The 25,970-nt window shown below is 40.3% G+C and carries 22 protein-coding genes and 1 riboswitch; of the genes, 14 read left to right on the forward strand and 8 right to left on the reverse strand.

Annotated elements, in window-relative coordinates:
* Nucleotides 1-32: 32 nt before the first annotated feature.
* Together ACOMC3_RS15355 and ACOMC3_RS15360 are read left to right on the forward strand one after the other, a co-directional pair.
* Nucleotides 33-2,582, forward strand: coding sequence for an ABC transporter permease (locus tag ACOMC3_RS15355; RefSeq protein ID WP_420316767.1), 2,550 nt, complete (start codon nt 33-35; stop codon nt 2,580-2,582).
* Nucleotides 2,583-2,828: 246 nt separating this feature from the next.
* The gene (locus ACOMC3_RS15360; RefSeq protein WP_420316768.1) at nt 2,829-3,665 is read left to right on the forward strand and encodes a CPBP family intramembrane glutamic endopeptidase; all 837 of its coding nucleotides are present in this window, start codon (nt 2,829-2,831) and stop codon (nt 3,663-3,665) included.
* A 9-nt stretch (nt 3,666-3,674) separates the two neighbouring features.
* On the opposite strand, the gene ACOMC3_RS15365 is transcribed toward ACOMC3_RS15360, so the two are convergent.
* The gene (locus ACOMC3_RS15365; protein ID WP_420316769.1) at nt 3,675-4,319 is read right to left on the reverse strand and encodes a DUF6503 family protein; all 645 of its coding nucleotides are present in this window, start codon (nt 4,317-4,319) and stop codon (nt 3,675-3,677) included.
* Between the two features lie 180 nt (nt 4,320-4,499).
* Between ACOMC3_RS15365 and ACOMC3_RS15370 the strand changes: the two genes are divergently transcribed.
* The 3 genes from ACOMC3_RS15370 to ACOMC3_RS15380 all read left to right on the forward strand — a co-directional run bounded on the left by ACOMC3_RS15370 (nt 4,500) and on the right by ACOMC3_RS15380 (nt 8,019).
* Nucleotides 4,500-4,856 carry a hypothetical protein gene (locus ACOMC3_RS15370; protein ID WP_420316770.1) on the forward strand — a complete coding sequence of 119 codons (357 nt, stop codon included), beginning with the start codon at nt 4,500-4,502 and terminating at the stop codon, nt 4,854-4,856.
* A 239-nt stretch (nt 4,857-5,095) separates the two neighbouring features.
* On the forward strand, nt 5,096-5,422 hold the full coding sequence (locus ACOMC3_RS15375; RefSeq protein WP_350207189.1) for a PadR family transcriptional regulator: 327 nt from the start codon (nt 5,096-5,098) through the stop codon (nt 5,420-5,422).
* The gene (locus ACOMC3_RS15380; protein ID WP_420316771.1) at nt 5,419-8,019 is read left to right on the forward strand and encodes an ABC transporter permease; all 2,601 of its coding nucleotides are present in this window, start codon (nt 5,419-5,421) and stop codon (nt 8,017-8,019) included. The genes ACOMC3_RS15375 and ACOMC3_RS15380 overlap by 4 nt, the downstream gene beginning before the upstream one ends.
* On the opposite strand, the gene ACOMC3_RS15385 is transcribed toward ACOMC3_RS15380, so the two are convergent.
* Both ACOMC3_RS15385 and ACOMC3_RS15390 read right to left on the reverse strand, forming a co-directional pair.
* Nucleotides 7,997-9,232, reverse strand: coding sequence for a TCR/Tet family MFS transporter (locus ACOMC3_RS15385; protein ID WP_420316772.1), 1,236 nt, complete (start codon nt 9,230-9,232; stop codon nt 7,997-7,999). The two genes, ACOMC3_RS15380 and ACOMC3_RS15385, sit on opposite strands and share 23 nt — an antisense overlap.
* A 55-nt stretch (nt 9,233-9,287) precedes the next feature.
* Entirely contained in the window at nt 9,288-10,598 is a 1,311-nt protein-coding gene (locus ACOMC3_RS15390) for an MATE family efflux transporter (RefSeq protein ID WP_420316773.1), read from the reverse strand.
* Nucleotides 10,599-10,656: 58 nt separating this feature from the next.
* Between ACOMC3_RS15390 and ACOMC3_RS15395 the strand changes: the two genes are divergently transcribed.
* Complete coding sequence (locus ACOMC3_RS15395) at nt 10,657-11,487, forward strand: polysaccharide deacetylase family protein (protein ID WP_420316774.1); 831 nt, start codon at nt 10,657-10,659, stop codon at nt 11,485-11,487.
* Here ACOMC3_RS15395 and ACOMC3_RS15400 read toward each other — a convergent pair.
* Together ACOMC3_RS15400 and ACOMC3_RS15405 are read right to left on the reverse strand one after the other, a co-directional pair.
* Nucleotides 11,477-12,025 (reverse strand): NUDIX domain-containing protein, encoded by a 549-nt coding sequence (locus tag ACOMC3_RS15400; protein ID WP_420316775.1) that lies wholly within the window; start codon nt 12,023-12,025, stop codon nt 11,477-11,479. The genes ACOMC3_RS15395 and ACOMC3_RS15400 overlap by 11 nt on opposite strands.
* Before the next feature lie 117 nt (nt 12,026-12,142).
* The gene (locus ACOMC3_RS15405) at nt 12,143-13,078 is read right to left on the reverse strand and encodes a hypothetical protein (RefSeq protein WP_420316776.1); all 936 of its coding nucleotides are present in this window, start codon (nt 13,076-13,078) and stop codon (nt 12,143-12,145) included.
* 61 nt (nt 13,079-13,139) lie between these two features.
* Between ACOMC3_RS15405 and ACOMC3_RS15410 the strand changes: the two genes are divergently transcribed.
* The 3 genes from ACOMC3_RS15410 to ACOMC3_RS15420 all read left to right on the forward strand — a co-directional run bounded on the left by ACOMC3_RS15410 (nt 13,140) and on the right by ACOMC3_RS15420 (nt 17,847).
* The gene (locus ACOMC3_RS15410; protein ID WP_420316777.1) at nt 13,140-15,008 is read left to right on the forward strand and encodes an ABC-F family ATP-binding cassette domain-containing protein; all 1,869 of its coding nucleotides are present in this window, start codon (nt 13,140-13,142) and stop codon (nt 15,006-15,008) included.
* 51 nt (nt 15,009-15,059) lie between these two features.
* Nucleotides 15,060-15,173, forward strand: a riboswitch (TPP riboswitch).
* A 62-nt stretch (nt 15,174-15,235) separates the two neighbouring features.
* Entirely contained in the window at nt 15,236-17,458 is a 2,223-nt protein-coding gene (locus tag ACOMC3_RS15415) for a TonB-dependent receptor (protein ID WP_420316778.1), read from the forward strand.
* Nucleotides 17,459-17,568: 110 nt separating this feature from the next.
* Nucleotides 17,569-17,847 (forward strand): hypothetical protein, encoded by a 279-nt coding sequence (locus ACOMC3_RS15420; protein ID WP_420316779.1) that lies wholly within the window; start codon nt 17,569-17,571, stop codon nt 17,845-17,847.
* 3 nt (nt 17,848-17,850) lie between these two features.
* On the opposite strand, the gene ACOMC3_RS15425 is transcribed toward ACOMC3_RS15420, so the two are convergent.
* Together ACOMC3_RS15425 and ACOMC3_RS15430 are read right to left on the reverse strand one after the other, a co-directional pair.
* On the reverse strand, nt 17,851-18,840 hold the full coding sequence (locus tag ACOMC3_RS15425) for an aldo/keto reductase (protein WP_420316780.1): 990 nt from the start codon (nt 18,838-18,840) through the stop codon (nt 17,851-17,853).
* 63 nt (nt 18,841-18,903) lie between these two features.
* A complete protein-coding gene (locus ACOMC3_RS15430; protein ID WP_420316781.1) occupies nt 18,904-20,739 on the reverse strand; it encodes a YfbK domain-containing protein in 1,836 nt (611 codons plus the stop codon).
* Nucleotides 20,740-20,990: 251 nt separating this feature from the next.
* Here ACOMC3_RS15430 and ACOMC3_RS15435 point away from each other — a divergent pair, with 251 nt between their 5' ends.
* Genes ACOMC3_RS15435 through ACOMC3_RS15445 form a run of 3 tightly spaced genes read left to right on the forward strand, consistent with a single transcriptional unit; the run spans nt 20,991 to nt 23,554 of the window.
* The gene (locus ACOMC3_RS15435) at nt 20,991-21,554 is read left to right on the forward strand and encodes an RNA polymerase sigma factor (protein WP_420316782.1); all 564 of its coding nucleotides are present in this window, start codon (nt 20,991-20,993) and stop codon (nt 21,552-21,554) included.
* The gene (locus tag ACOMC3_RS15440) at nt 21,541-22,872 is read left to right on the forward strand and encodes a TonB family protein (protein ID WP_420316783.1); all 1,332 of its coding nucleotides are present in this window, start codon (nt 21,541-21,543) and stop codon (nt 22,870-22,872) included. Before ACOMC3_RS15435 ends, ACOMC3_RS15440 begins: the two co-directional genes overlap by 14 nt.
* Before the next feature lies 1 nt (nt 22,873).
* Nucleotides 22,874-23,554 carry a carboxypeptidase-like regulatory domain-containing protein gene (locus ACOMC3_RS15445; RefSeq protein ID WP_420316784.1) on the forward strand — a complete coding sequence of 227 codons (681 nt, stop codon included), beginning with the start codon at nt 22,874-22,876 and terminating at the stop codon, nt 23,552-23,554.
* On the opposite strand, the gene prmC is transcribed toward ACOMC3_RS15445, so the two are convergent.
* Entirely contained in the window at nt 23,551-24,387 is an 837-nt protein-coding gene (prmC, locus tag ACOMC3_RS15450; RefSeq protein ID WP_420316785.1) for a peptide chain release factor N(5)-glutamine methyltransferase, read from the reverse strand. The two genes, ACOMC3_RS15445 and prmC, sit on opposite strands and share 4 nt — an antisense overlap.
* A gap of 22 nt (nt 24,388-24,409) precedes the next feature.
* On the opposite strand from prmC, the gene ribD reads away from it, so the two are divergent.
* Together ribD and ACOMC3_RS15460 are read left to right on the forward strand one after the other, a co-directional pair.
* Nucleotides 24,410-25,435 (forward strand): bifunctional diaminohydroxyphosphoribosylaminopyrimidine deaminase/5-amino-6-(5-phosphoribosylamino)uracil reductase RibD, encoded by a 1,026-nt coding sequence (gene ribD / locus ACOMC3_RS15455; RefSeq protein WP_420316786.1) that lies wholly within the window; start codon nt 24,410-24,412, stop codon nt 25,433-25,435.
* The gene (locus tag ACOMC3_RS15460; protein ID WP_420316787.1) at nt 25,428-25,904 is read left to right on the forward strand and encodes a GAF domain-containing protein; all 477 of its coding nucleotides are present in this window, start codon (nt 25,428-25,430) and stop codon (nt 25,902-25,904) included. The genes ribD and ACOMC3_RS15460 overlap by 8 nt, the downstream gene beginning before the upstream one ends.
* Nucleotides 25,905-25,970: the final 66 nt, after the last annotated feature.

Here is a 25,970-nt window from a genome sequence, read left to right on the forward strand (position 1 = left end):
AATTTTTGTGTAGTGCACTCTTTAATAAAAGGGTGAGAGAAGAAATAATTGGTGACCTGATTGAAGAGATGGAGGTATTTCGAAAGAAGCATGGAAAGTTTCGAACCAAGCTTCACCTCATCATAACCACCCTTCTATTCACTCGCTATAAATACACCTGGAAAAACATTAATCAACTCAGTACCTCAACAATGTTTATCAAACACACACTAAGACCGGCCTGGAGAAATCTCAAAAAAGATAAGATGAGTGCCGTTTTGAATGGTGTTGGTCTTACCATCGGATTTGCACTTAGTTTGATCATTGCACTAATGGTCACCAGGGAATTGAGTTACGATCAATGGCATGAAAAATCTGATCGTATTTTCAAGGTGACTCATAATGAACGTATCACAGGCAGAAGTGATCGCCATTTAGCAACAGTAGGACCTCCTGTTGGCCCTGCATTGATGGAAGGATACGATGAAATCGTAAGCTACATGCGTATCAGAGACACATCTACTCAGCCAGTGAAGGTTGACACCAAGAATTTTTATGAAGATGGCATCTTCTACATTGACAGTACCATATTCGATATGTTTGATTATTCCTTAGCAGAAGGTGATGAGCAAACAGCACTAAAAAATACCAACTCAGTGGTATTGTCTTCCAGGATGGCAGAGAAATATTTTGGCACTAACTCTGCCATTGGTCAGCGAATTGAAATATCCGAGACACCCTATATTGTGACTGGCGTGTTAAATCCCTATCCGTCCACCAGCCACTTCACATTTGATTTTATCATTCCTTTTCATGCCTTCAAGGTTCCTTTTGGATATCCTGTAACCTTAAACACATGGGGTTGGATCTCTTTTCATACCTACATTGAATTAAAAGATCCTACAGAAAAAGAAGCGCTTGAAGAACAGTTGGTAGACTTTATGAAGGTGCATTGGCCTGAAGACCAGCACAATTTATTTCGTTTTGTATTGCAGCCGCTGGAGGATGTCTATTTAGGAGAGATTAAGAATGATATTGTTGCATCCGGTAGTTGGACAAATATTTATGCGCTCAGCATCACAGGAGCCCTGCTTCTCTTCCTGATTATATTCAATTACACCAACCTATCTGTGGCTCAATCACTCACTCGAACGAAAGAGGTGGGCGTTCGTAAAGCACTTGGAGCGAGTAAACGAATGGTAGTTTTTCAATTCGCCATTGAGTCGGTGATTCTGTCCCTCCTTTCCTTCATCATTTCCATTGCTCTTCTGCTTCCGACAATCAATTTTCTTGAATCATACCTGGGCATCAATATCCATGCGGTGGAAGTATGGCAATCCAATCATTGGCTGGCGCTTGAAGCAATTATTTTAGCCTTAATGGTCGGTGTAATGGGTGGGGCTTATCCAGCCATCATTATGGCTAAGACGAAAGCAATTTCTGCATTGGCACGAACCATTTCTGGAGGACAATTAGGCATCAATGTTCGGAAAGTGTTGGTAACGATGCAGTTCATCATCACCATCGGGTTACTCGCTGGCAGTAGCATCATTTATGAGCAAATTTCCTTTGTGCGTCAGAAAGACCTTGGCTTTGATAAATCTTCTCTGGCCGTATTACGGGTTCCCGAACAATCTCTTCTTACTCAAGGCGAAGTATTAAAAACTCAATTAAATTCCTTACCCAGGGTATCAGGTGCAGCCATTGCCGATGGGAGAATGGATGGAGACAATGGAAATGTGCCGGTGAAAACGCCTGACATGGAAGAATCAAAACCCATGTTTATTGATGCAGTGGATTATGGATATTTTGAAACATTAGGCATTCCATTAGTTGCGGGACGAGAGTTTAATCGATCGTATCCTACCGATAGTGCCGGAGCGGTCATCATAAACGAGAAAGCGGTAGGATATATGGGCTACTCGTCACCGGAAGAAGCGATTGGAAGGCCGATTCAGGTGGGACAGATTCGCACTGGTAATATTATTGGAGTAGTAGCCGATTATCATTTTTCATCCTTGCATAATGAGATTGGGCCTATGGCCATCATGTATCCAAGGACTTTACAGGAGGATGTTTATATCCGGGTAGAACCGGGAAATATGAAGGAGCTGGTTGAAGGCATTGAAGCCAAATTCAGCAGCATCTTTCCAGACCTCCCATTCGATTTGATATTCTTAGATAATTATCTGAATTCATTGTATCAGGAGGATGTAGCATTTGCTAAGATGTTTCAGGCACTGACTATCGTTACACTGATCATCGCTTGTTTGGGACTATATGGTTTGATCTCTTTGATCACTACACAGAAAACAAAAGAAATAAGCGTACGCAAAGTATTGGGAGCTAACCTAAATAGCTTGATGGCCAATCTCTTCAAACCATTTGCTTGGAGAGTGATCATTGCGATGCTGATTGTTTCTCCAATTGCTTATTTCTTGTTGTCTAGCTGGCTGGATAATTATGCCTATAAGATTGAGATTGCCTGGTGGCTGTTCCTTCTTGCTGGCATGGTCGTATTAGTCACGGCACTCATTGCGATAGTTATGCATTCAGTGAAAATCTACCACATCAATCCGGCAAGGACGCTGAAGGATGAGTGAGATAATCCCCTCCTTGGAGCTGTCAGACGCCTTTGGGTTTGGGGTGAGTTGAAGCACTTTAATTGGAAAATAGATCCATTAATAATAAATGAACTCATTCTTTTGTGTGTCGCTCCCGAAAGGAGTCCATGTGAATGAAAAAGTATTTTTCTTAATAAATCAAATATTTAGGAATCGTTTCGAAATCCTAAAAGCAACCATGGCCTTAAAATTTTCATCATGATTGTGATTCTCATCCATTGAAAAATGAAAACCTTAAGCAGATTATACCTGATTCTGGAAGTCATCGGCTTGTTTGTGGTGGGAAGTCTGCTTGGTCGCCTTTTAAGCAAGCTTCTTAATCTCAATGAATGGCTTAGTCAGGGATCAGATTTGATTCAAATGCCAGAGATAGATTTTATCCGCCTCGCCTCGATTTCCAGCGTTGGATCGCTAATAAAATATGGTTGTATTTTTTTACTGGTCATTGTTTTTATTGTGGCAAGACGGGTGCCGATGAAAACGGGTCTGGGCCTTTCAAGGTCTAAAAAGTCGATTTTAGAGCAAATTAAAATCTCCCTTTTCGTTTTTTGTTTGATTGGATTAATTCCGAAAGTTCTATTCGGGTTATGGCCCTATGGCCTGGTTGGTAGCGGACCTTCACATTGGCATATTCTCAATGGAGAATGGAATTTTGGATTCTGGATCTATATGTTGGCCAGTTCCATTATTATTCCTCCAATCGTAGAAGAATTATTTTTCCGAGGATTTACTCTATCTCGCTTTAAAGATGGATTCAATTATGGATATGCCATATTACTCATGGCCATCATGTTTAGCACTTTTCACACCCAGTATTTTCAACTCACAACTATTTCAATATTGAGTTTAATCTCGCTGTTTCTAGGATCCATTATCTTTGGGTATATCAAATACTACACCGGATCAATTTTGCCTTGTTTCATTGCTCATGCCTTAGCCAACATCCCAATAATAGGAATACCTTCCTTAGTCTTGAGTGGACTAATGCTATTGGTTGTGATCAGTCGATGGCAAGTAATTGTCGAGCATGCGAGAGCATTGAAAACATTATTTAGTCCATAGACAGACATATTATTTCACCCCCTCCAAAATATCCGTCCCTAAATACTCCATCTCTGGTAGTAGATACCAGCTCCTTTTTTGAGGAATTTTGATTCCTTTTACCATGATTTCATCTTCAAGCGTGATGAGTTCTCCTTTTCCAGCTGCTTCGTCTTTGTAGAACTTGTACTGCAACATTCGCCCGGAAACATCATCGATGTAGAAATACCAGGTATCCTCCTCGTATGCTACGCGAAGCACCTTACACAACTTATCGCCTACTTTTTCATCCTCAGCCAGAGATATTTCAGGAGTGGATTTATCGTACAGCTTCATCGGCAAGCCCCATAGGTATAGGTAATAATTTCGAAGAACAAGTGCTCGCGCTTTGTCTTGATCACCCTTGAGTACGTCGCCCACTTCCCCATTGACTTCATACACCTCCTCATCATTCCGGTTAATTTTCATATAGCTCTCGGTATTATCAAGTTCAATGATCGTCGATCGATCCGGGCCGGAAGGACGGGTTTCCTTAAACTGCAAAGTTGCTTTTAGCAAAGACCAATTGTCCTGAGGATCGTGGTATGAAACAGCCTTGGCCAGTACTTGTTCTGCAGAAGTTTGTGCGCTAAGAAGCAGCGGACACACTAAAAGGAAGGGGAGCAATTTTCGCATAGTTTCAGTAGATTGAAAATGAGATTTAAACAAATGGGAATTTATTCAAAAACCCGCAAACAGTCTTTCCTGTCATTTCGAACGAAGTGAGAAATCCATCCTTGTTCAGACATTTATTTTGGCACAGATTTCTCCTTTCAGTCGAAATGATAACCTTTGAAATCATTATTTAAGAATTTCATGAATAAACCTGCGAAAACTGTCTGGGTATTTGGGATCTACTTACTGGTTGAAGGCCTCTTCCTTATGTTGGCTCCTGCATGGATACTCACACAAATTGGTATCCCTGATCCTGAAAGTGTTTGGAGAATCGTCCTTGGATTTGTGGTGGCGGTGTTAGGCTATTACTACATCCGAAATGCTAATGAAAACCTCACTCCATTTTTTGGTTTCACCGTGCAGGTGCGAATCATTCAATTTGTTTTCTTCATCTGGCTCTATGTCTTTGAACGCGGCACACTTGCCTTAGTCGGCTTTTCTTTCATTGAGTTTGTGGCCGGTATGTGGACGTGGAGGGTGTTGAAAGTGGCGGGCTAATAAGAGGGATAGATTCTGAAACAAGTTCAGAATGACCTCCAGAAAAGAAAATCTATTTAAATACAGAACGTCACCCTGAATTTGTTTCAGGGTCTTTCCATCCTATCCTGACCAGTGATGTATTTTATTTTTTAAACAAAAATTAATTTTATCCGTATCTATATTTTAAACAAAAATTAATTTAATTGATTTTGGATGCAACTTTTATGAGTTGTCACCATCCTATAAACCAAACGCTAATGAATCTTCAACTTGGAACACTGGAAGAAATGATCTTAATCATCCTACTCATGAAGGAAGAAACCTACGGAGTTGAAATAGCCAAGGAGTATAAAAATCAACTTTCACAGACCATCTCACTCCCTGCCATTCATGTGGTATTAAAGCGCCTCGAAAAGAAAGGTTTTGTTGAGTCCCGACTTGGTGAACCAACACCGGAGCGGGGAGGAAAAGGCAAAAGATTGTATCGGGCTACAAATAAAGGCTATGAAACTGCTCAGGAGCTGCAGCATCGAAGAAATGAAATCTGGAAAACCATTCCCAAATTAAATTTTAGTCTGGCATGAAACATCAGCCGCCAAAATGGGCTTTACGGTTCCTTGAGTTTTTCCTTCGAGCAGATTATTCGGATGAAATTCAAGGTGATATCACTGAAGCATTTTACTGGCGTGTTCAGGAAGAAGGGCTATTTAAAGCCCGATTCAAATTCATATTGGAAGTATTCCACTCTCTAAAACCAACCAACTTAAAATCTTTTTATCACCTATCTCTCAACACTATGATTTTCAGAAACTACCTCAAGGTCGCTTTTCGAACACTACTTAAAAGGAAGTCAACCTCATTCATCAACATCTTCGGACTTTCAATAGGAGTAGCAGCCTTCGTATTTATTTTTTTATACACGTATCAGATATTCACTTTCGATGATCATCATCAAAAGAAAGATCGCATTTTCATGGCCTACAAAGAGCGTATAACACCTGATGGAACACAAGCCACTTACGATACCTGGGTACCCTTAAAAGATCGGCTAATAAGTGACTATAACCAGATCGAAGAATCATCCAGGTACTATACTTCCAGTGCCAGTATCAAAAAAAATAATCGTTACCTCGAAGAGGAAATTGTCTATACAGATCCATCCTTATTCAAAATTTTCACATTCCCAGTGATTCATAGGAATCAGGCAAAGCTCTTTCCGACGAAAAATTCGATCGTTCTGAATGAAAAAACAGCGAATAAATATTTCGATACAAGCGATGCGGTAGGAAACTACATTGAAGTCTTTTTACAGGAAGAGGATACCACACTTAGGTATCAGGTATCTGCTGTCATCAAAAATCATCCGGACAATGCTTCTCTGCAGCCGACGATGCTGATTCCAATGGAAAGTATTCCGATATATCCTGAACTTGCCAATAGCTGGAATGCGTCTTTTTTGGAAACGTACGTTTTACTTAGAGATCCGAGTGACGCCCTTCAACTTGACGCAGATTTTCCAAACCTCATCGAATCGATTTGGGACAAACAAGTAAGAGAAAACACCAACTTCAGGTTGCTTCCATTCGAGGAAGTTTACGATACATTTTTTGGTGATTCTGCAAATGCCAGAACGCTTCTGGCTATCGGAATTGCCATCCTGTTAATTGCGATCATCAATTTCATGAACCTCTCTACTGCCCAGGCAACACAACGGGCAAAAGAAGTTGGATTAAGGAAGGTGTTGGGTGCATTTCAAGGTCAGCTTCGTACACAATTCATCACAGAATCGTTTGTCATGTCATTTATTGCCACGGTCCTTGGGCTGCTTATTGTCGTTTTCACGATTGACCCATTCAATCAGTTCTTTGATTTGAACATTGCACTTTCCCAGTTTTCCGGATTTGAAATAATAGCTGCCTGTGCTATACTCATCATTTCGTTGGGAGTTTTAAGTGGAAGTTACCCGGCATTCTACCTTTCATCTATTGGAGCTATTGAAGTTTTAAGACAAAAATTAGGAATGAATGCATCAACATCATTTAGGAATGTTTTGGTTGTCCTTCAGTTTGCAATAGCACTATTTCTAATTGCCAGCACCATCATTGTGAGTCGTCAGATCAATTACATGGCCAACAAAAACATGGGATTTGAGTCAGAAGGAATCCTCATAATAAATGCTTCCCCCAGGAGTTTTACCGACCGGGAGCTGGCTCAAGTACGATTAAAGTCTTTCAAGACAGAACTAGCAAATAAGTCATACATCAATGACATTTCATCAAGTCGATCAGTACCCACCTCATGGACCAGAAGTTTTGTGTTTGTAAGACCCAATGACTGGGAAGGTGACCCATTGAGGATGAGGTATACATATGTAGATGCAAACTTTTTTGAAATTTATGGTATCCCTGTAAAATATGGTCGGAACTTTTTATCTGATTCAGAAGGAGATCAACGTAGTTCGGTAATACTAAATGAAGCTGCGATGAGGGCTTTTGAATTCTCATCTGATATAGAAAACACCATCAAAATCGGAGATAATGAAATCAGTGTGGTGGGGGTCGTTGAAGATTTTCATTTTGAAACGCTTCAAAACGAAGTAGCTCCGACATTGATTTTCCATCGGGTCTCTGATAACCTGGCGGCTCATAATACCATTACTTTAAAAATGGAGATGAGCAATCTGATCGAGCGCATTGAAGAAATAGAAGTGATGTGGAATGAGTTAGGGTCTACGCAAGAATTCACTTATTCATTCATGGATGACCGGGTTGCTAATCTTTATGAGTCTGAAAACAGATACCTAGGTATGGTTGGGTTATTTTCTGCAATTTCGATTGTAATTGCCTGTCTTGGCCTTTATGGGCTTACACTTTTTATCATTGAGAAGCGAAGAAAAGAGATCAGCATCAGAAAAGTTCTTGGCGCAGAGATCAACACCATTTTACGATTGATTTTTACCGATTTTACCAAATGGGTGGTCATTGCTTTCGTTATTGCGGTTCCATTTGCTGTTTATTTCTTAGCCGAATGGCTAGAGTCCTACCACTACAGAATCGATATCAGTTGGATCACTTTTGCTGTTTCACTCTTGATTGTTCTGGGATTAGTCATCTTAACCGTTGGATATCAGTCTTTAAGAGCCGCCTCCTCAAATCCGGTTAAGTACCTGAAGGACGAGTAGCTAGTTGCTTGATCTTTACCAGTGAGGTTCTGGCTATAAAGATGCTCAAGATGGCAATGGCTGTTCCAAGTATAAAAGGAGCACCAGGAAAATAGATTTCATTTTCCTGATTGGTATAATACCTGAAAATCCCAGTCATCAGCAGTGGTCCTACTATGGAAGTCAAGGTCATGATGCTGGTAATCCCACCCTGCAACTCGCCTTGTGCATTTTTAGGAACCTCACTAGTCATGATCGATTGTAAGGAGGGACCTGCTAAACCACCAAAAGCATAAGGGATAATGACCAGATAAACCATCCAACCATATGGTACGAGTCCCATCATTAGCAGGCCAAGTGCATTGAACACAAATCCGGTATAAACTGCATTCACCTCTCCTATTCTTTTAACAATAGGCCCCACCAGACCTCCCTGGACAATGGAAACCATGATTCCTACAAACCCAAGCGACAAGCCAATATCCAATGGTGTCCATCCAAATTTTTCATCTGTAAAATAGGCCCAGTTGGTGTGCGTAGCATGCGCCGCAACATATATGAAGAATAGGCTTATCATCAATCCGAGTATTTTCTTGTAGCTAAATATCTGCTTCAAAGTGCCAAATGGATTCGCTCGTTTCCAGGTAAAAGCTCTGCGATCTTCTTGGGGAAGCGACTCTGGAATAACAATCATACCATATAACATATTTAAGAATGCAAGACCAGCTGCAATCATAAAAGGGATTCGGGTCCCTATTTCACCAAGTAATCCTCCGAGTGTGGGTCCAATAACAAATCCCAACCCAAATGCTGCCCCAATCATTCCGAAATTCTTGGCTTTATTCTCAGGTGTGCTGATGTCTGCGATGTAGGCATTTGCAACCGTTATGCTACTGCCACAAATTCCAGAGATTACACGAGCGATGTAGAGCCATAGCAGATTAGGCGCAAATACAATGATTAAGTAATCTATGCCTAATCCAAAGAGAGCTATTAGAAGCAAAGGTCTTCTTCCAAATCGATCGCTTAGCCCTCCTAGCACTGGAGCAAAGAAGAATTGCATCACTGCATAGGTAGCAATTAGTGTCCCCCCGATGATTGAGCTTTCACTGGTATTCAATCCGGAGACCTCCATCAATAATTGTGGCAATACAGGGATGATCAGTCCTATTCCAATGATATCTATCAGGACAGTTGCAAATATGAAAATGAGGGCAGCTTGTTTTTTTCTCACTTGATATGCTATTTATCGGCGGCCAAATATCGAAAAATTTCAATGTGTTTTGCTATCATAGAAATTTGATTTTCTTAGATAGCCTGTTAAAGCGCCAGATATGTAACACACCGGAGATAGTTAGTCCTATAGATAGTCCGTACCACACTCCTTGCACCCCATGGCCGCCATGAAAAGCAAGCCAATAACCAACAGGGATTGCGATTAACCAGTACGCAACAAATGTGACAATGGTCGGTATCTTAACATCAGTAAGCCCTCTGAGCACACCCAGCCCGACTGCTTGAATTCCATCAGAAATTTGGAATGCTGCCGCAATAATCAAAAGAGATGCTGCCGTGGCTCTCACTACCTGATCTTCAATGTAAAGTGCTGGCAGAACGTTTCTCAGCAAAATAAAAGTCAGCCCACACATGGCCATAAATATGGTCACCAATCCAAAAGATGAAAATCCTGCGATTCGAAGATTTCTTCGATCTTTCAGTCTCATTTGATTTCCAATGCGTATCGTAGAGGCCGCAGCTAATCCAGTGGCAGCCATGTAGCTAATGGCCGCAAGGTTCAATGCAATATTATGTGCTGCTAAAGCTTCTGCACCAATCCAGCCAACCATAATCGCTGCTGTTGCAAATGCACCTACTTCAAACACGTACTGCAATCCCGATGGAAGGCCTATACGAAGCAACTCCCTGATCCCTGACCAAGTATACTTCCATTCAAATCCTGTGATCTTTTTCCTAACCCACCAGATCATTACCGAAAACATGATTATGCGTGCAAGTAATGTGGCATATCCCGCTCCATTTAACCCTAAGGCTGGCGCTCCAAGTTTACCATAAATGAGCATGTAGTTAAAAAACACATTTAGGAGATTAGCAAAAACCGAAACAGCCATCGGACTGAAAGTATCAGACAGACCTTCTGCATACTGTCTGAAGGTTTGAAAAATCATTAGCGGAATCAGAGAACCACACATGATGATGAGATATGGAACTGCAGCTTCAGCAACAGGAACTTCTTGTCCAAAGTATCCCAAGAAATGACTACTTAAGTAACCTAATCCAAAAAGAATTAACCCAAGACCAAGGTTCATGAAAAAGCCGTTCTGAAGAAACTCTTTCAATCTTGATTTATCTGTGATGTCGGTAGCAGCTACTTTTGGTGTAATTGCATAACTAACCCCAATCCCAAAGAGCATGAGGATATGATAGATCGTACCTGCAAAAGTTGCAGCTGCAAGCGGAATAACACCAAGTCGACCTACCATGACACTATCAGCAACACCCACCATGATGTGGCCCAGTTGGCCTATCACCACAGGCAGTGCAAGCACGACGTTTTTCCTTAAATGTTGTTTAAGTGTCATCCCAAATTAATTGCAGCCCGCAAGGTAGTATCTTAGGCAAAAGAACACTTGACCATTGATGAAAAAACTGTTAATTATAGTCCTTCTCGCACCAATGTTTACATTCTCACAGCAGGTAGCCATCACTTTTGATGACCTTCCATTTGGGTATTCTGCAGGCATGACTGACAGTATGAAAATTGTTTCCACCAAAAGAATCCTTGCCATCCTCAAAGATTTTGATGTAAAGGCAACCGGATTTATTACTTCAGGAAACATGACTGAAGAAAACAAAGTCATTCTTGATATGTGGTTGGAAAATGGGCATTCCTTAGCCAACCACACACATCGACATTACAATTTTAATGAAGTATCCGCCTCTAAATACATCGCTGATATCGATTCTTGTAAGCTTCTTGCAGATGAATGGATAAATACCAATTATTTCAGATACAGTATGCTTAGGAGAGGTAACACTGAAGCCAAACGAGATTCCGTTTATGCTTTTCTGGAAAGAGAGGGATATACCATTGCGCCTGTGTCAATAGATAATAATGAATGGATTTACAATCGGGATTACAGTCGCGCACTCAGAGAAGATGATACGGAGAAGATGACCCAATTAGGTAATGAATACATCCAACACATGAAGGAAATTTCTCTGAAGTATCAATTGAAAGGAACGGAATTGACCGGTAGAAATGTCAAACATATTTTATTGCTACATGCCAATCCAATCAATGCTGAATACCTACACGCACTGCTTGGTTGGTATAAAAGTGAAGGGTGGAAATTTATTACATTCCAGGAGGCAATGAGCGACCCCATTTACATGATTAAAGTAGATTTTGTGAGTGATTATGGGTCGTCGCAAATTGATTTGTTAGAGCGTACCAAATCTAAAGATTAAGCATTCGTGCAAGCCGATAAATGGCAGCCACACTGAGGCTATCAGTGATTTCACTTCGATCACACATGGCTAAGACTTCTGTAAATGGGAGTTTCCATACTTTCAGATCTTCTGTCTCTTCAAATGCTGTTTCACCTTCAGTTAGCCCTTCGGCCAGGAATGCAATTCCAGTTTCATCTGTAACAGAGTTGGAAGTGTGAATCTTACATATCTCCGTCCATTTTTCTGCAGTCAACCCGGTTTCTTCTTTAAGCTCTCTTTTAGCTGATTCCAATATTGGGATATCTAACGGCCCTCCTCCCATGGGTATTTCCCATGAATATTCATTCAGCGTATATCGATACTGTCCTACCAACCAGGTATTTTGCTCTTCATCTAAAGGGATAATCCCAAGCGCCCAGTTCTTATAATGCACCTTTCCATACAGGCTTTTGCCACCTCCAGGGTTGGTCACATCATGCTCGGTCAATGTGATCCAGGGGTTGTCATAAATGGTTTTTGAAGAACGGGTAATCCAGGGATTTTTGTTTTTACTCATTTCCCAAAAGTAAACACCCCTATTGTCCCCTCAAGGGGACATTCGCAAAATAAATAATCAGAAGCAATCCCCCTTTGAAGGGGGCTAGCGAAGGAAGTGCAGACGGAGGGGGTTGTTTCAATCCACTCCCAATCCCAACTCCTTTCTTATCACCCGATCTTTATTACTGTTCTTTCCCCAGTAAGCAGACTTAATAGTATTTATCCGCTTCGCTTTAGTAGTTAGCCTTTCAGGATTACCAAAACCACTCATATACGTTTCCTCCCAACCGAGAATTGTAAATGGGAACTCTTCTTCATAGTAAATCGATAGTTTGCGGTTTTCATACTCCAGCGTATAAATACTGTGAGGATTACCTGAGAACTCTGAAGTATGCACGTCAAGGTTTGAAGCATTTGCCGTCAAAGGTTTGGTTTCTTGATGCCTCAAACGCAGATAGAAAGTGGATGGAAAAATCTCAACCTCACCTGTTGGCAGGTTCTCAGGGTTAAATCGAAGACGTGTCCACAATTCATCTTCCAAAATGATATTTGGCACTGTTTTGTCCACATCGCCTTCAGATTCAAAGTAAGAAAAGCCTTTTAAGCGATAATTCTCATCCTGTAAATTCAATTGCATCCAGGTATGTCCACACCATTCCTGAGACGAGGTGGTCACTTTGAATGGGTCTGGATATTGATCATACGATACAGGTGTGAACGTACTCATCATCATGGAGTAAGGATAAATGCCTGTCAGAAATTTTTTCGTCATATTCAGCTTCATCACGCTCACATTATCCTCACTTGCATCCCGCCAGTCATCCAGTTTTACCTGCTTACTTTTTGAGAAGGGTTCAGTAACGAATACAAGAACCGCCTGTCCTGAATGAATTTCTCCATATCTAGCCTGTTCAAGTTTATAACTTGTGATTTCGGCTTCACCTGCGTACCAGTATTCATTAAACTTATCAGGCTTCTCAACCTGCTGAGTTGCTTCTTTCTTGCTCTGAGAGTTAGAAGGAGCGCATGCTACCAATGATAAAATCAATAAGGAAAATGTAAAGTGCTTCATATCTAATATAAAACCATTTAGAGGTGATTTGTTCCAATCATGGAGTAGCTACTTTTGCGGCATGAACTATCTATCGGTTGAGGAGCTAAGTAAGAGTTACGATGAAAAGAAGCTCTTTGAAAACATTACGTTCGGACTAGACCAGGGACAAAAAGCTGCTTTGGTTGGGGTGAATGGTACTGGTAAGTCCACGTTAATGAAAGTAATTGCAGGGATTGAACCTCCTGATAAAGGAATTGTCTCTTTTCGAAAAGGACTGACAGTTTCCATGCTCCGTCAGCATCCAGACTTCAATCCGGAAGATTCTATTCTTGAAGCAGTATTTTCTGAAGATAAAGAAGAACTCAATGTTATTCGTGACTATGAGTTGGCGATGTATAAAACCGAGACTGATCCTGAGAATGCACCAGACCTTTCACCAATTCTTGAAAAAATGGATGCGCTCAATGCCTGGGAGTATGAACATCAAATTAAGGGACTTCTTGGTAAACTAGGCATCCACAATCTGGATCAGAAAATGAAAGACCTCTCCGGAGGTCAAAAGAAACGAGTGGCTCTGGCCCAGGCACTGGTCGTTAACCCAGACTTCCTAATTTTAGATGAGCCTACCAACCACCTGGATCTGGCGTTGATCGAGTGGTTGGAAAACTACCTGGCAACTGCCAATCTCACTTTGCTGATGGTGACGCACGACCGCTACTTTTTGGATCGAGTCACGAATGAAATCCTGGAGATAGAACATGGAAAAATCTACCGATACAAAGGCAATTACAGCCAGTTTTTGGAGAAGAAAGCTGAGCGAATGGAGATGGAGGCTTCCAGCATTGATAAAGCCAAAAACTTATTCAAAACAGAGCTGGAATGGATGCGCAGACAGCCTAAAGCCAGAGGTACAAAAGCCAAATATCGTGTAGATGCATTTCAAGATGTAAAAGCCAAAGCGCACAGTGCAGTTCAAACGCAAAAAATGGAGGTAAACCTAAAAGGTGAACGGCAAGGAAAGAAAATTCTAGAACTCGAGCATGTCGGTAAATCTTATAGTGATATTCAACTAGTCAAAGATTTCAGTTACGTCTTTAAAAGACGAGAAAAAATTGGCATCATCGGCCCGAATGGCGTTGGAAAATCCACATTCCTTAACATTTTATCACAGCAAATCAAACCGGATACTGGTAAGATTGATGTTGGCCAAACCACCAAATTTGGATACTACACTCAGGATGAAACCATCTTTGATCCTTCTAAAAAGGTTCTGGATATTGTAAAGGAAGTAGCTGAATACATCCAATTGGATAATGGAAGCCAGGTTACTGCCTCTCAGCTTTTAAATCAGTTTCTTTTCCCTCCGAAAATGCAGCACAACTTTGTTGGCAAGTTGAGTGGCGGAGAAAAAAGAAGGCTTCAGCTACTACGAGTACTGATGGCCAATCCAAATTTTCTGATTCTGGATGAGCCAACAAATGATCTTGACATTACCACTTTGAATGTGCTGGAAGACTACCTACTAAATTTTGCTGGTTGCCTGATGATTGTTTCTCACGACAGGTATTTCATGGACCGCTTGGTGGATCATTTGTTTGTCTTCGAAGGGAATGGTAAAATCAGAGACTTCCCTGGTAACTATACAGATTATCGTGCAAAAGAGGGAGTGCCGGTAGCTGAATTACCTCAAGAAAAAAAAGAGCAACCAAAAGCTGAACCAGTAAAAGAAAAAAGTACACGCAAACTCACCTATAACGAACAGCGAGAACTGGACCAGCTAGATAAGGAGATTCCAAAGTTAGAAGCAAAGAAAGCTAAGCTACAAGAATCTTTGAATTCTGAAACTGAGTACGAAAAACTGCAAGAAATCAGCAATCAGATCAAAGCTACTGAAGATGAGCTAGAGGAGAAAGAACTGCGTTGGCTGGAGTTGAGTGAAGTTGATTAAGATTTTAGATGTTAGAAATTTAGACATTAGACGGAATCCATCCTACCTTTGCGAAACATTAAGGGGTGCCAATTGCATAGACGCAAGAAGTCTAGGCAGGGCTGAGATCATACCCATATACCTGATCCGGATAATGCCGGCGTAGGAACGGTCAAAGACCGAAGTATGATAACCAATGGTGGAGAGTCCCCGCTTTCCGATGGTTAAATGTTTTAATTTTTATCAACATGAGAGCTTTATGGTTGTCGGCAGCAATGCTACTGACAGGTTTTGCATACTCGCAAGACAGTTTAAAAACACAGGAATTGGACGATGTGATCGTATATGCCACACGTGCCAACGAAAACACACCAACGACTTATTCAGAGATTTCTAAAAAAGAAATCGAAAACGTAAATCTGGGGCAAGACTTACCCGTTTTATTGAACCTTTCACCGTCTCTGGTTACCACTTCCGACGCTGGTGCTGGTATAGGATACACCGGTCTGAGAATTCGCGGTAGTGATGCCACACGCATCAACGTGACCATTAATGGCATACCCGTGAATGACTCAGAATCACATGGTGTCTTTTGGGTAAACATGCCGGATTTTGCCTCCTCGGTGGACAACATCCAGATACAACGAGGAGTGGGTACTTCCACAAACGGTGCTGCTGCATTTGGTGCTACAGTAAATCTTCAAACCAATGTGCCATCAAGAGATGCCTATGCGGAGGTAAACAATAGTTTCGGTTCATTCAATACACGTAAGCATACCTTGATGTATAATACAGGGTTGCTAAACGATAAGTGGTCTTTTGAATCACGGTTGTCTAAAATCGCCTCCGATGGATACATTGACCGTGCAGAATCCGACCTTCAATCGTACTTTCTCTCAGGAGGCTACTACGGTGACAAGACCATTGTTAAGGCATTGGTTTTCGGAGGTCATGAGATTACTTATCAAAGCTGGTGGGGAACTCCACAAGCCGTATTGGAAAATGATCGAGATGGCATAGAAGAAGTGATATCTAATAATGGCTATACGCAAGAACAAGCCGAAAACATTCGTACAGCAGGGCGAACGTTCAACTACTACCTGTATGAAAATGAGGTAGACAACTACAAACAGGATCACTACCAACTGCACTTGTCACATCAATTGAGTGATGCCTTGACAGTAAATCTAGCTGGGCATTACACATACGGAAGAGGATACTTTGAACAGTTCAGAAATGATGATGATTTTTCTGATTATGGTTTGGGAAATGTGGTACTGGGTGATACAACCATTACCTCTTCAGATCTGATTAGAAGAAGGTGGCTGGATAATGATTTCTATGGGACTACTTTCTCATTTAATTACCTAAATGATGATCTGGATATCACGTTAGGAGGAGCCTGGAATAAATACGATGGGGATCATTTTGGTGAGATCATCTGGGCGCAATATGCTAGCAATAGTGACATTCGAGAACGGTATTATGATAATGTTGGTCTAAAAACGGATTTCAATGTTTATCTAAAAACAAACTATCAACTGAATGATCTCAATTTATTTGCTGACCTGCAGGTAAGAAAGATCAATTATGAGACAGTAGGCATTGACAATGATTTAAGAGCCATTAGTGTTGAAGACGACTTCACTTTTTTCAATCCCAAAGTGGGAACAACTTACACGTTAAATGAAAGCTCCAACATATATGCTTCTTTTGCAATAGGCAATCGAGAACCGGTTAGAAATGACTTTATCGATGCGCCAGGAGGAGTAATTCCAAAGCACGAGACATTAAGAAACCTGGAAGTGGGATATCGCAAGTTTGGACAGGACTTTAATTTCCAAGCCAATTATTACTTGATGGATTATGAAAACCAATTAGTTCTAACTGGTGAGCTAAATGATGTAGGATCAAGTATTCGCCAGAATGTCCCGGATAGCTATCGAATGGGTATTGAATTAGTAGGAGCTTATCAATTCACAGACCAACTAAGATGGGATGCTAACCTAACCTTGAGTAAGAATAAAATTCAAAACTTTACTGAAGTACTTTACAACTATGGGACAAATTTTGATGAATTCAATATTGAAGAAACACAGCATCAAGACACAGATATCTCATTCTCTCCAAATGTAATTGGAGGTAGTCAATTGAGCTACTCTCCCTTTGACGGGTTTGAGGCTGCCTTGCGAAGTAAATATGTTGGTAAGCAATATCTAGATAATACTAGTGACAATGACCGAAGTATTGATCCTTATTTCGTTAATGATGTCAGATTGAGCTATAATTTCGCCGTTTCTACCATTGAGAATGTGAATATTAGCTTACTCGTCAATAACCTGTTGGATGTAGAGTACTCTTCTAATGGATACACGTTTGGTTATGCTGGTGGAGAATATGAGGTGAGAGAAAATTATTTCTACCCTCAGGCCGGTAGAAATTTTCTTTTGGCATTGAATCTTAGATTCTAAAAAAAATCATGTGGTGCGATGCTTAATGTCATAGGTATGCACCATTTGAAATCTTACTTTGAGCGTATGTAATCGAAGATTCCGTGTGACATTAGAAAAGAGCAAAACACATGAAAAAGCTATCAGTTCTCAAAGTTGTTTCAATCATCCACCTTATTTTGACCTCCGGGTGGACTATCTGGTTTTACAATGAGTTGGATGACGGCAAGGGCTGGGGACTTTTGTTTAGCCTCGGTCTTGCTGCTATTGGAATTGCAGGATTTCTAGTAAGTTGGGTTGTTGGTTTTATTTGTAAGAAAACAATATTAGAACAACCACTCAGAATTCAAAACACCATTGAAGCTGCTTTGGTAGTCGGCTTTCTTGTATTTATTGGTCTCTACTACTAGCAGTTAAACCTCATGGTCAATCTCCACCTTCTCCATTTCCGAGTTGATGGTATTAATTTCTTCCTTTGATAATTTAATACTCAACGACTTTGCATTCTCTTCAGCTTGCTTTTCATTTCGCGCACCAACCAATGCCACGGTGATACCCTCTCGTTGAACCGTCCAATTGATCACAAGCTGAGCTAGTGTAACGCCGTGTTCTTCAGCTATCGGCTTAATTTTATCAAGGAAAGCGTTAGTTCTCGAGCGATTTGGTTCTTTGAAGAATTTATTCTCCGCACGATGATCGTCCCCTTTAAATTGATAATCAGATGTGATCTTACCTGTTAGCAATCCTCGTTGGAGAGGACTGTAAGCCAAAATCCCTACATTTTCTTCCAGGCAGTATGGAAGGATGTCTTTTTCGATTTTTCTGTACACCATACTGTATGGAGATTGGGTAGATGCCAATTCAATTACTTGATCTGCGCGTTTCATCATTTCCACTGTATGGTTAGACATCCCAATCGCTCGGATTTTACCTTGCTGCTGAAGGTCCTTAAGAACTTCCATGGTTTCTTCGATAGGTGTCGTGGCATCCGGCCGATGAATCTGATAGAGATCTATATAATCTGTTCCTAATCTTCTAAGGCTGTCCTCCACTTCTTGCATAATGCCGTCTCTGCCAGCGTATGCATAGGTTTTCCCTCCATCACTTGTTGGAAATTGATATTCTCCCTTTTCTGTTTTCCAGTTAAAACCAAACTTGGTAAGTATCTCAAGATTATCTCTTCCGATCTCTTTAATTGCTTTTCCAACCAATGATTCACTATGACCAAATCCATATACTGGTGCTGTATCAATGGAAGTAACACCCAGATCATAACTCTTAGTCATTGCCTTTAGGGCATCCTTATCGTCATTTCCTCCCCAAGCCTGACCTCCAATGGCCCAAGCTCCAAATGTGATAGGCGAAACAAATAAATCTGATTTTCCGAGTTGTACTTTATCCATATTACAAATGAAGCAAAAAAGACGAGGAATAATTCCTCGCCTTCGAACTAAACTCAACAATAATTACTGCCTCGCATTCATTCGGCTCGCCAAATCCACTAACTCAATAAACTCTGCACGATAGCCAAACTCATCACTTCCTTTTGCTGATTTTGCAAGACTCAAAACATTGGCATAATTCAAGTCATTCTTATACTCTGAATCTCGAAGTAGCATGCCAAAGCCAGCAACTGCCATTGACCAATCTAGATTATCGCTAGACCTTCCAATTTCGTTTCCTACAATCTTGGTAATCAGCTTACTTTTTTCACCATCAGGATCCTTGTATCGGAATTTCACAGTTAGCAATTCATCGGTTGTACTAGTCACTTTTTGATCATTTGATTGATATTTCAGAGGATCAATATCTTTCACAAACTCACTATTCACTCCTACCGGAATGATTTCATAAAGAGCAGTTACCGTATGTCCGCTTCCTAGTTCACCTGCATCCTTTTTGTCATCATTGAAATCTTCGTCATTTAACAGTCGATTTTCATATCCAATCAATCGGTACGCCTGAACAACAGCAGGATTAAACTCTACCTGGATTTTTACATCTTTGGCAATCGTGAACATGGTACCTCCAAATTCATTTACCAATACTTTTTTCGCCTCTTTCATGTTGTCGATATAGGCATAGTTGCCATTTCCTTTGTCAGCAAGGATTTCCATTTTAGAGTCTTTATAGTTACCCATTCCAAAACCAAGTACCGTTAAGAAGACACCCTCATTCCTCTTTTGCTCGATCAATCGCTCCATAGATGCATTACTAGAAGCGCCTACATTAAAGTCACCATCTGTAGCTAGCACTACTCGGTTATTTCCGCCCTCAACATAATTTTCTTTAGCTGTTCTATAAGCCAGCTCAATTCCAGCTCCTCCAGCAGTAGATCCACCTGCTTGCAGCTTATCCAAAGCCTCCATGATTTTCTTTTTATCATTTCCATCGGTTGGCTCAAGTACTAATCCAGCAGCTCCCGCATAAACCACAATTGACACTTTATCCTGAGGACGTAACTCATTTACCAATAATTTGAAAGCAGATTTTAAAAGAGGTAGCTTATTTGGAGCACTCATAGATCCGGATACATCAAGCAAGAATACAATATTGGATGCTGGTAAATTATCCAGTTCAATTTTCTTCCCTTGAAGGCCGATCTGAGCAATCAAATGTTTTTCATTCCATGGAGCTTTTGCTACTTCTGTGTTAATGGAGAAAGGGTCCTTTCCTGTTGGATTTTTATAATCATATCCGAAATAGTTGATCATCTCCTCAATCCGCACTGCATCTTTCGGTGGTAGTTGACCATTGTTAATGAATCGTCTCATATTGCTGTATGATGCCGCATCTACATCTATTGAAAAAGTGGAGAGCGCATCATCTAAAACTTTCTTGAATCCATTTTCATGAATTGTCGCATATTCTTCGGTATTGTGGTAATAGCCTTGATCATAAGACATATACATTCCCGCAGTTGGAGATGCAAGTGCTCTACTAACAGCACCTGTAGCATTCAATTTTGCGCTTCTATAAGATCTTTCAACTACTGCCTCTTCCAAATCCTCTGTTGGCTCTGGTTTTAGTCTTAGCTGTATGTCTAATACCTTCCGGTTTCCTACTTTCTTATCAGCAAAAACGTAATCTTCATGCATAAACTCAAGGATAGACTGATCACCGTTTACTTCTATGGAATAAAAACCATTGACATCTGTTTTTGTCCGATTCATGGTTCCCTTTTCCCACACCACTACTCCTTCTAGTGCGAATCCTTTGTGGTCATAAACAGTTCCTTGGACAAATTTGGCATGAGCGTGGATGCTCAAAACAATCAGCGATAACATTAATAGATTTCTCATTTTTCTAATTTTTAGTTCGACTTAATTCACCTTTTAGGATAGTTGTTATCGTTGGGATGCACACTAGTTAAAAATTCCATACGGAAAATGAAATTTTTTACGATGAAGTGTCCTTAAGGTATAATAAAGCCTGTTTATTCATCGACTTTGTTTAGGCTGTCAATTCCTACCGACTTGGCATCTCGATTGAAAGGAGAGATATTTACCATAATGTACCCCTTGAAACAAGAAAAGATTTCTCCTGCGTCGATATGACTAAAAGGGAAGACATATCACCTACAGATGAACTACAGCTTAAGTTTTATCGCAACACCGGAAATCAGGAAGTGCTTGGTGAGTTATTTAATAAGTACATGCATTTGGTATACGGACTCTGCCTGAAGTACCTTAAAAATCGTGATGATGCTCAAGATGCTGTGATGTCTATCTATGAACAGTTGAGCGAGAAACTGCTCACCACTGAGGTTGAGCATTTCAAAAGCTGGCTCTACATGGTGAGCAAGAATCATTGCCTCATGATGCTTCGTAAAAACAATCCGGAAGTGCATACCGAAGTTTTTATGGAATCGGGTGAGGAAATGCATCTCAATGATGAAAAAGTGCAGCTTGAAAAAGATTTGACTGCATTAGAAGCCTGTATTGAGGAATTAAAAGCAGAACAACAGCAATGTGTAAGACTCTTTTTCCTTAAAAAGAAAAGCTATCAACAGGTGAAAAGTGAAACAGGGATTGACCTGAAAAAAGTGAAAAGTCATATTCAAAATGGAAAACGTAACTTGAAAATGTGTCTGGAAAGCAAGAATGTCAACAGATAAAAACCATAGCGAGCAATTTGAGCGGTATCTAAAAGGTCAGATGACCCCTGAGGAAGCTCATGCTTTTGAGCGTGATGTTTTGGATGATCCTTTTGCTCAGGAGGCATTAGAAGGATATGAAAGTCAGGGGTTTGAAAGTCTGGATGATATTCAAAAGCTTAAAAAGCAAATTCAGTCCAGACCGCAAAGAAAGTTTCCAATGCTGAGAATCGCTGCTGCTGTGGCCATGCTCATTGTGGGGTCAATTTTGGTATTCTATGTTGTGGATTCATCCAATGATCAAGCTTTAATGACCGAGGACATTCAATCACCTATCGAAGATTCTATCAAAATCAATTCGATTGAAGCAGATGAAACAACCCCCTCTGAACAATTGGCTGAAGTTGTAAAAGAAGATTTTTCTCAAGATGGATTAAGAGTTGAGGGTAAGGATGAAGAAGTCTTAGATACTTTTATTGATAATAATGATAAGGAAGAAGTACCTTTTGAAGATGATGAAAAATTAGTCTTAGCAGATGCCAATGAGGTAAAAAGGATAGCAGCACAAGAACTAATGGCCGAAACTGAGCCAATGACTATTGATTCAAATGAGCTAAATGAAATAAATACATTAGCACTTAAGTCCCAAGTTACGGAACAGGCTCAAGGTGAATCTGATGCCGAAGAATCGTTTGCGCCAAAATTGCAAAAATCTACGATTCAGGGAGAACAAGTTGCATTGGCTCGAAGCAAATCATCTACAGAGTTAATTTCGGGTATCATTACAGATGATTCGGGTGATCCTTTACCAGGGGTCAATGTGGTCATAAAAGGCACGACAACCGGTGTTGTAACAGATTTGGACGGGCAATACGAGTTGCCAAAATTGGAAGATATGACATTGGTTTATTCATTTGTTGGATTCGAATCAAAGGAAATTGAAGTTGGAACCAGAAACAAATTAGATGTGGTGTTAGGTGGTGCAACAGCACTTCAAGAAGTTGTAGTGACCGGATATGGTCAATCATCAAATGACGATACATACATTCCGGCAAAACCAGAAAATGGATCTAAAGCTCTTAAAAAATACCTGGAGGAAAATTTGATCTATCCTGACGCAGCACGAGAAAATCAAATCGAAGGCAATGTAATATTGGAACTACTGATTGGAGTTTCAGGTGCTATAGAGTCAATAAGTATTAAAAAAAGTCTTGGGTTTGGATGTGATCAGGAAGCTATTCGATTGATAAATGAAGGGCCTACATGGAATGCTGCTCAAAAAGGTGGAAATGCTGTTGAGGATAAAGTGAGAGTGAGAGTCAAATTCAAATTAGACTGAAGTGAGAAAATTGGAAATTAAAATCGATCAGCCATGTTCAGAAAAGTGGGAGTCTTTAGAAAAAAAAGGTTTAAATGGTTTTTGTTCATCTTGTCAAAAGGAAGTGATTGATTTTACCAAGATGAGCGATCGTCAAATCAAAGATTACTTTTTGAATTCAACTGGTGATGTCTGTGGACGAATGAGGAAAAATCAGCAGAAAGAATATATTCTTGAGTATAATAATCCTCTATCAAAGCTCACTGCAGGGTTGTTAACATTAGGATCAATCATATTTTCTTCAGTTTCTATTCAAGCTCAAGATAAAGACAAGATTGAATTCTTAGAATCAAAAAAAGTAAGTCTCACAAACAATTACTCAGGAGCAGTTGGTGGAATTATTGTTGATGAAACGGGTGAAGTTCTACCCGGTGTTAATGTGGTTATAAAAGGAACTACAAAAGGCACAACAACAGATCTGGATGGATATTACTCTATAGAGGCAAAACCCACTGACATCCTTTCCTTTTCATATGTTGGGTTTGAGACAATAGAGAAAAAAGTTGATTCAAAATCAAACATGGATGTAGTTCTAAACGGGGCAATGCTTGGTGGACTTATGGGTGAGGTTGTGATTGCTAACCCTTATAGCCCTCGTGGGTTATGGTGGAAAATAAAAGGATTTTTTAGAAGAATTTTTTAGCCATTTAGTGCACTCAACATCCGATCCTTTCCTTGCATATCCTGATGAATCGCTATATCTGAATACCCATTATTTTGGAGGTAAATTTTAATTTCATTTCCAAAGTTTTCGTGAATCTCAAAGTAAAGGATCCCACCTATCTTTAAACACCTCAAGCCTTCATCAGCAATGCGTTTATAAAAAATGAGTGGATCATCATCCGGAACAAACAAGGCTATTTCAGGTTCATAGTCAATCACGTTTTTCGGCATATGCACAAATTCCTTTATAGGAATATAAGGTGGGTTACTCACCAAAATATCCAGGTCAGACTCAGGCAATTCCTCTTTGAGTATATCTGAGTAATAAAATTGTGACTTGGCATTTAATTGATCTGAATTTTTCCGAGCAATTGAGATGGCTTCTTCCGAAACATCTGTCCCAAAAATCTGAATATTAAGTTCTAATGCCAGCGTTATAGCGATACATCCTGAACCAACCCCAATATCCAAGATCCTGGGATTTTCTACCTTGTTTTCTTTAATAATCAAACTGATCAACTCTTCAGTTTCAGGACGAGGAATAAGAGAACCAGGGGCAACTTGAAACTTCCTTCCAAAGAAATCTGCAATTCCAGTGACATACTGGATGGGCTCATGTTTTAGAAGTCTTTTTATATAGCTGTCCAGCTGCTCCAACGCTACTTCTGACTTTTCTTCAAATAGTATAGCGGTCTTCGAAATACCAAAAACATCCTCCAGCAATAGGTAGGAGATATTTTCTGCCTCCCGCCGATCGTAAACTTTTTCTAACTGTTTCGCTGTTTCTTGCCAGATTTGCTTCACATTCTTCATTCGAAGCGAAATTACACACTCAGTGAATGATAGCCGATATATGCAACGTGCACTCGAACTTGCCGAGTTAGGAAGAGGGAGTGTTTCCCCTAATCCAATGGTAGGTTGCGTCATTGTACATCAAGATAAAATCATTGGTGAAGGCTATCACAAGAAATATGGAGAGGCGCATGCGGAAGTCAATGCCATTCATTCAGCGAAAGATCACTCAATCTTCCCTGAGTGCACTGCATATGTCACGCTGGAACCTTGTGCCCATCATGGAAAAACACCTCCATGTGCGGATTTACTGATAGAGAAAAAGATCAAACGTATTGTAGTAGCTTGTCGTGATCCTTTTGGTCAAGTGGACGGGAAAGGCATTGAAAAACTACAGAAAGCTGGCTTAGATGTTGATTTAGGAATTCTAGAAAAAGAAGCGATTGAATTGAATAAACGATTCTTTACTTCTGTTCAAAAGGAACGACCGTATGTTATTTTGAAGTGGGCACAAACTTCCGATGGGTTTGTAGCCAGAGAAAACTTTGATTCCAAGTGGATCAGTAATTCATATTCACGGCAGATGGTCCACAAGTGGCGCACGGAAGAAGATGCCATTTTAGTCGGCAAGAATACTGCGATTCATGACGATCCTTTATTGACTTCAAGGGAGTGGAGGGGTAACAATCCAATTCGGGTGCTTCTGGATAGCAACCTGGAGGTAAATAAAACATTTAATCTCTTCAATGAAGACGCGCCGACATTGGTGCTGAATGCACTAAAAAGTGAAAAGTCAAAGAACATTGAATGGATCAAAACGGATATGAATAATCCATGGAGTGTCCTGCGTCAACTGAATGAAAGAAAAATTCAATCTGTTATTGTTGAGGGGGGATCTTCGGTCTTGAACTCTTTTATCAACGAAAATTGTTGGGATGAAGCACGTGTATTCACTTCTGAAGTAACTTTTGGTAAAGGAATAGCTGCACCAGAAATAGAAGGAAAAGTGGAGAAAGAAGAAACTATTTTTGACGATCAATTAACGATTTACAGAAACAACCATGGCTGAGGATTTAACACTAATCAAAGAAGGAACGAAAGAGGAAAAATACGAGGCGCTCATTCCTCAGATCAATGGATTGCTTTATGGTGAAAAAAATCTCATTGCGAATCTGGCTAATATTGCTGCTGCATTGAAAGAAGGAATGAATTTTTTTTGGGTAGGATTTTACCTTGTCGATTCAGAAGATGAATTAGTGCTAGGACCCTTTCAAGGTCCAGTTGCATGCACTCGAATAAAAAAAGGCAAAGGTGTCTGTGGATCCAGTTGGCAAAGGAACCAAACGCTCATAGTGCCAAATGTGGATGAGTTTCCCGGACATATTGCTTGTGCGTCCGCATCGAAATCCGAGATTGTGATCCCAGTAAAGAAAAATAACACCACAATAGGAGTGCTTGATGTAGATAGCGATCAGCTGTCAGACTTTGATGAAGTGGATCAGAAGTATTTACAGAAAATTCTTGACTTAATTCCTTAACATACTTTAACCACTCTAGGTATCTCAGTAGCCATTATGTAGCCTAAGGTCTGTATTTTTGTCGCC

Origin of the sequence: Ekhidna sp. (assembly GCF_965212185.1) — a bacterium.
In the GTDB taxonomy this organism is placed as follows: domain Bacteria; phylum Bacteroidota; class Bacteroidia; order Cytophagales; family Cyclobacteriaceae; genus Ekhidna.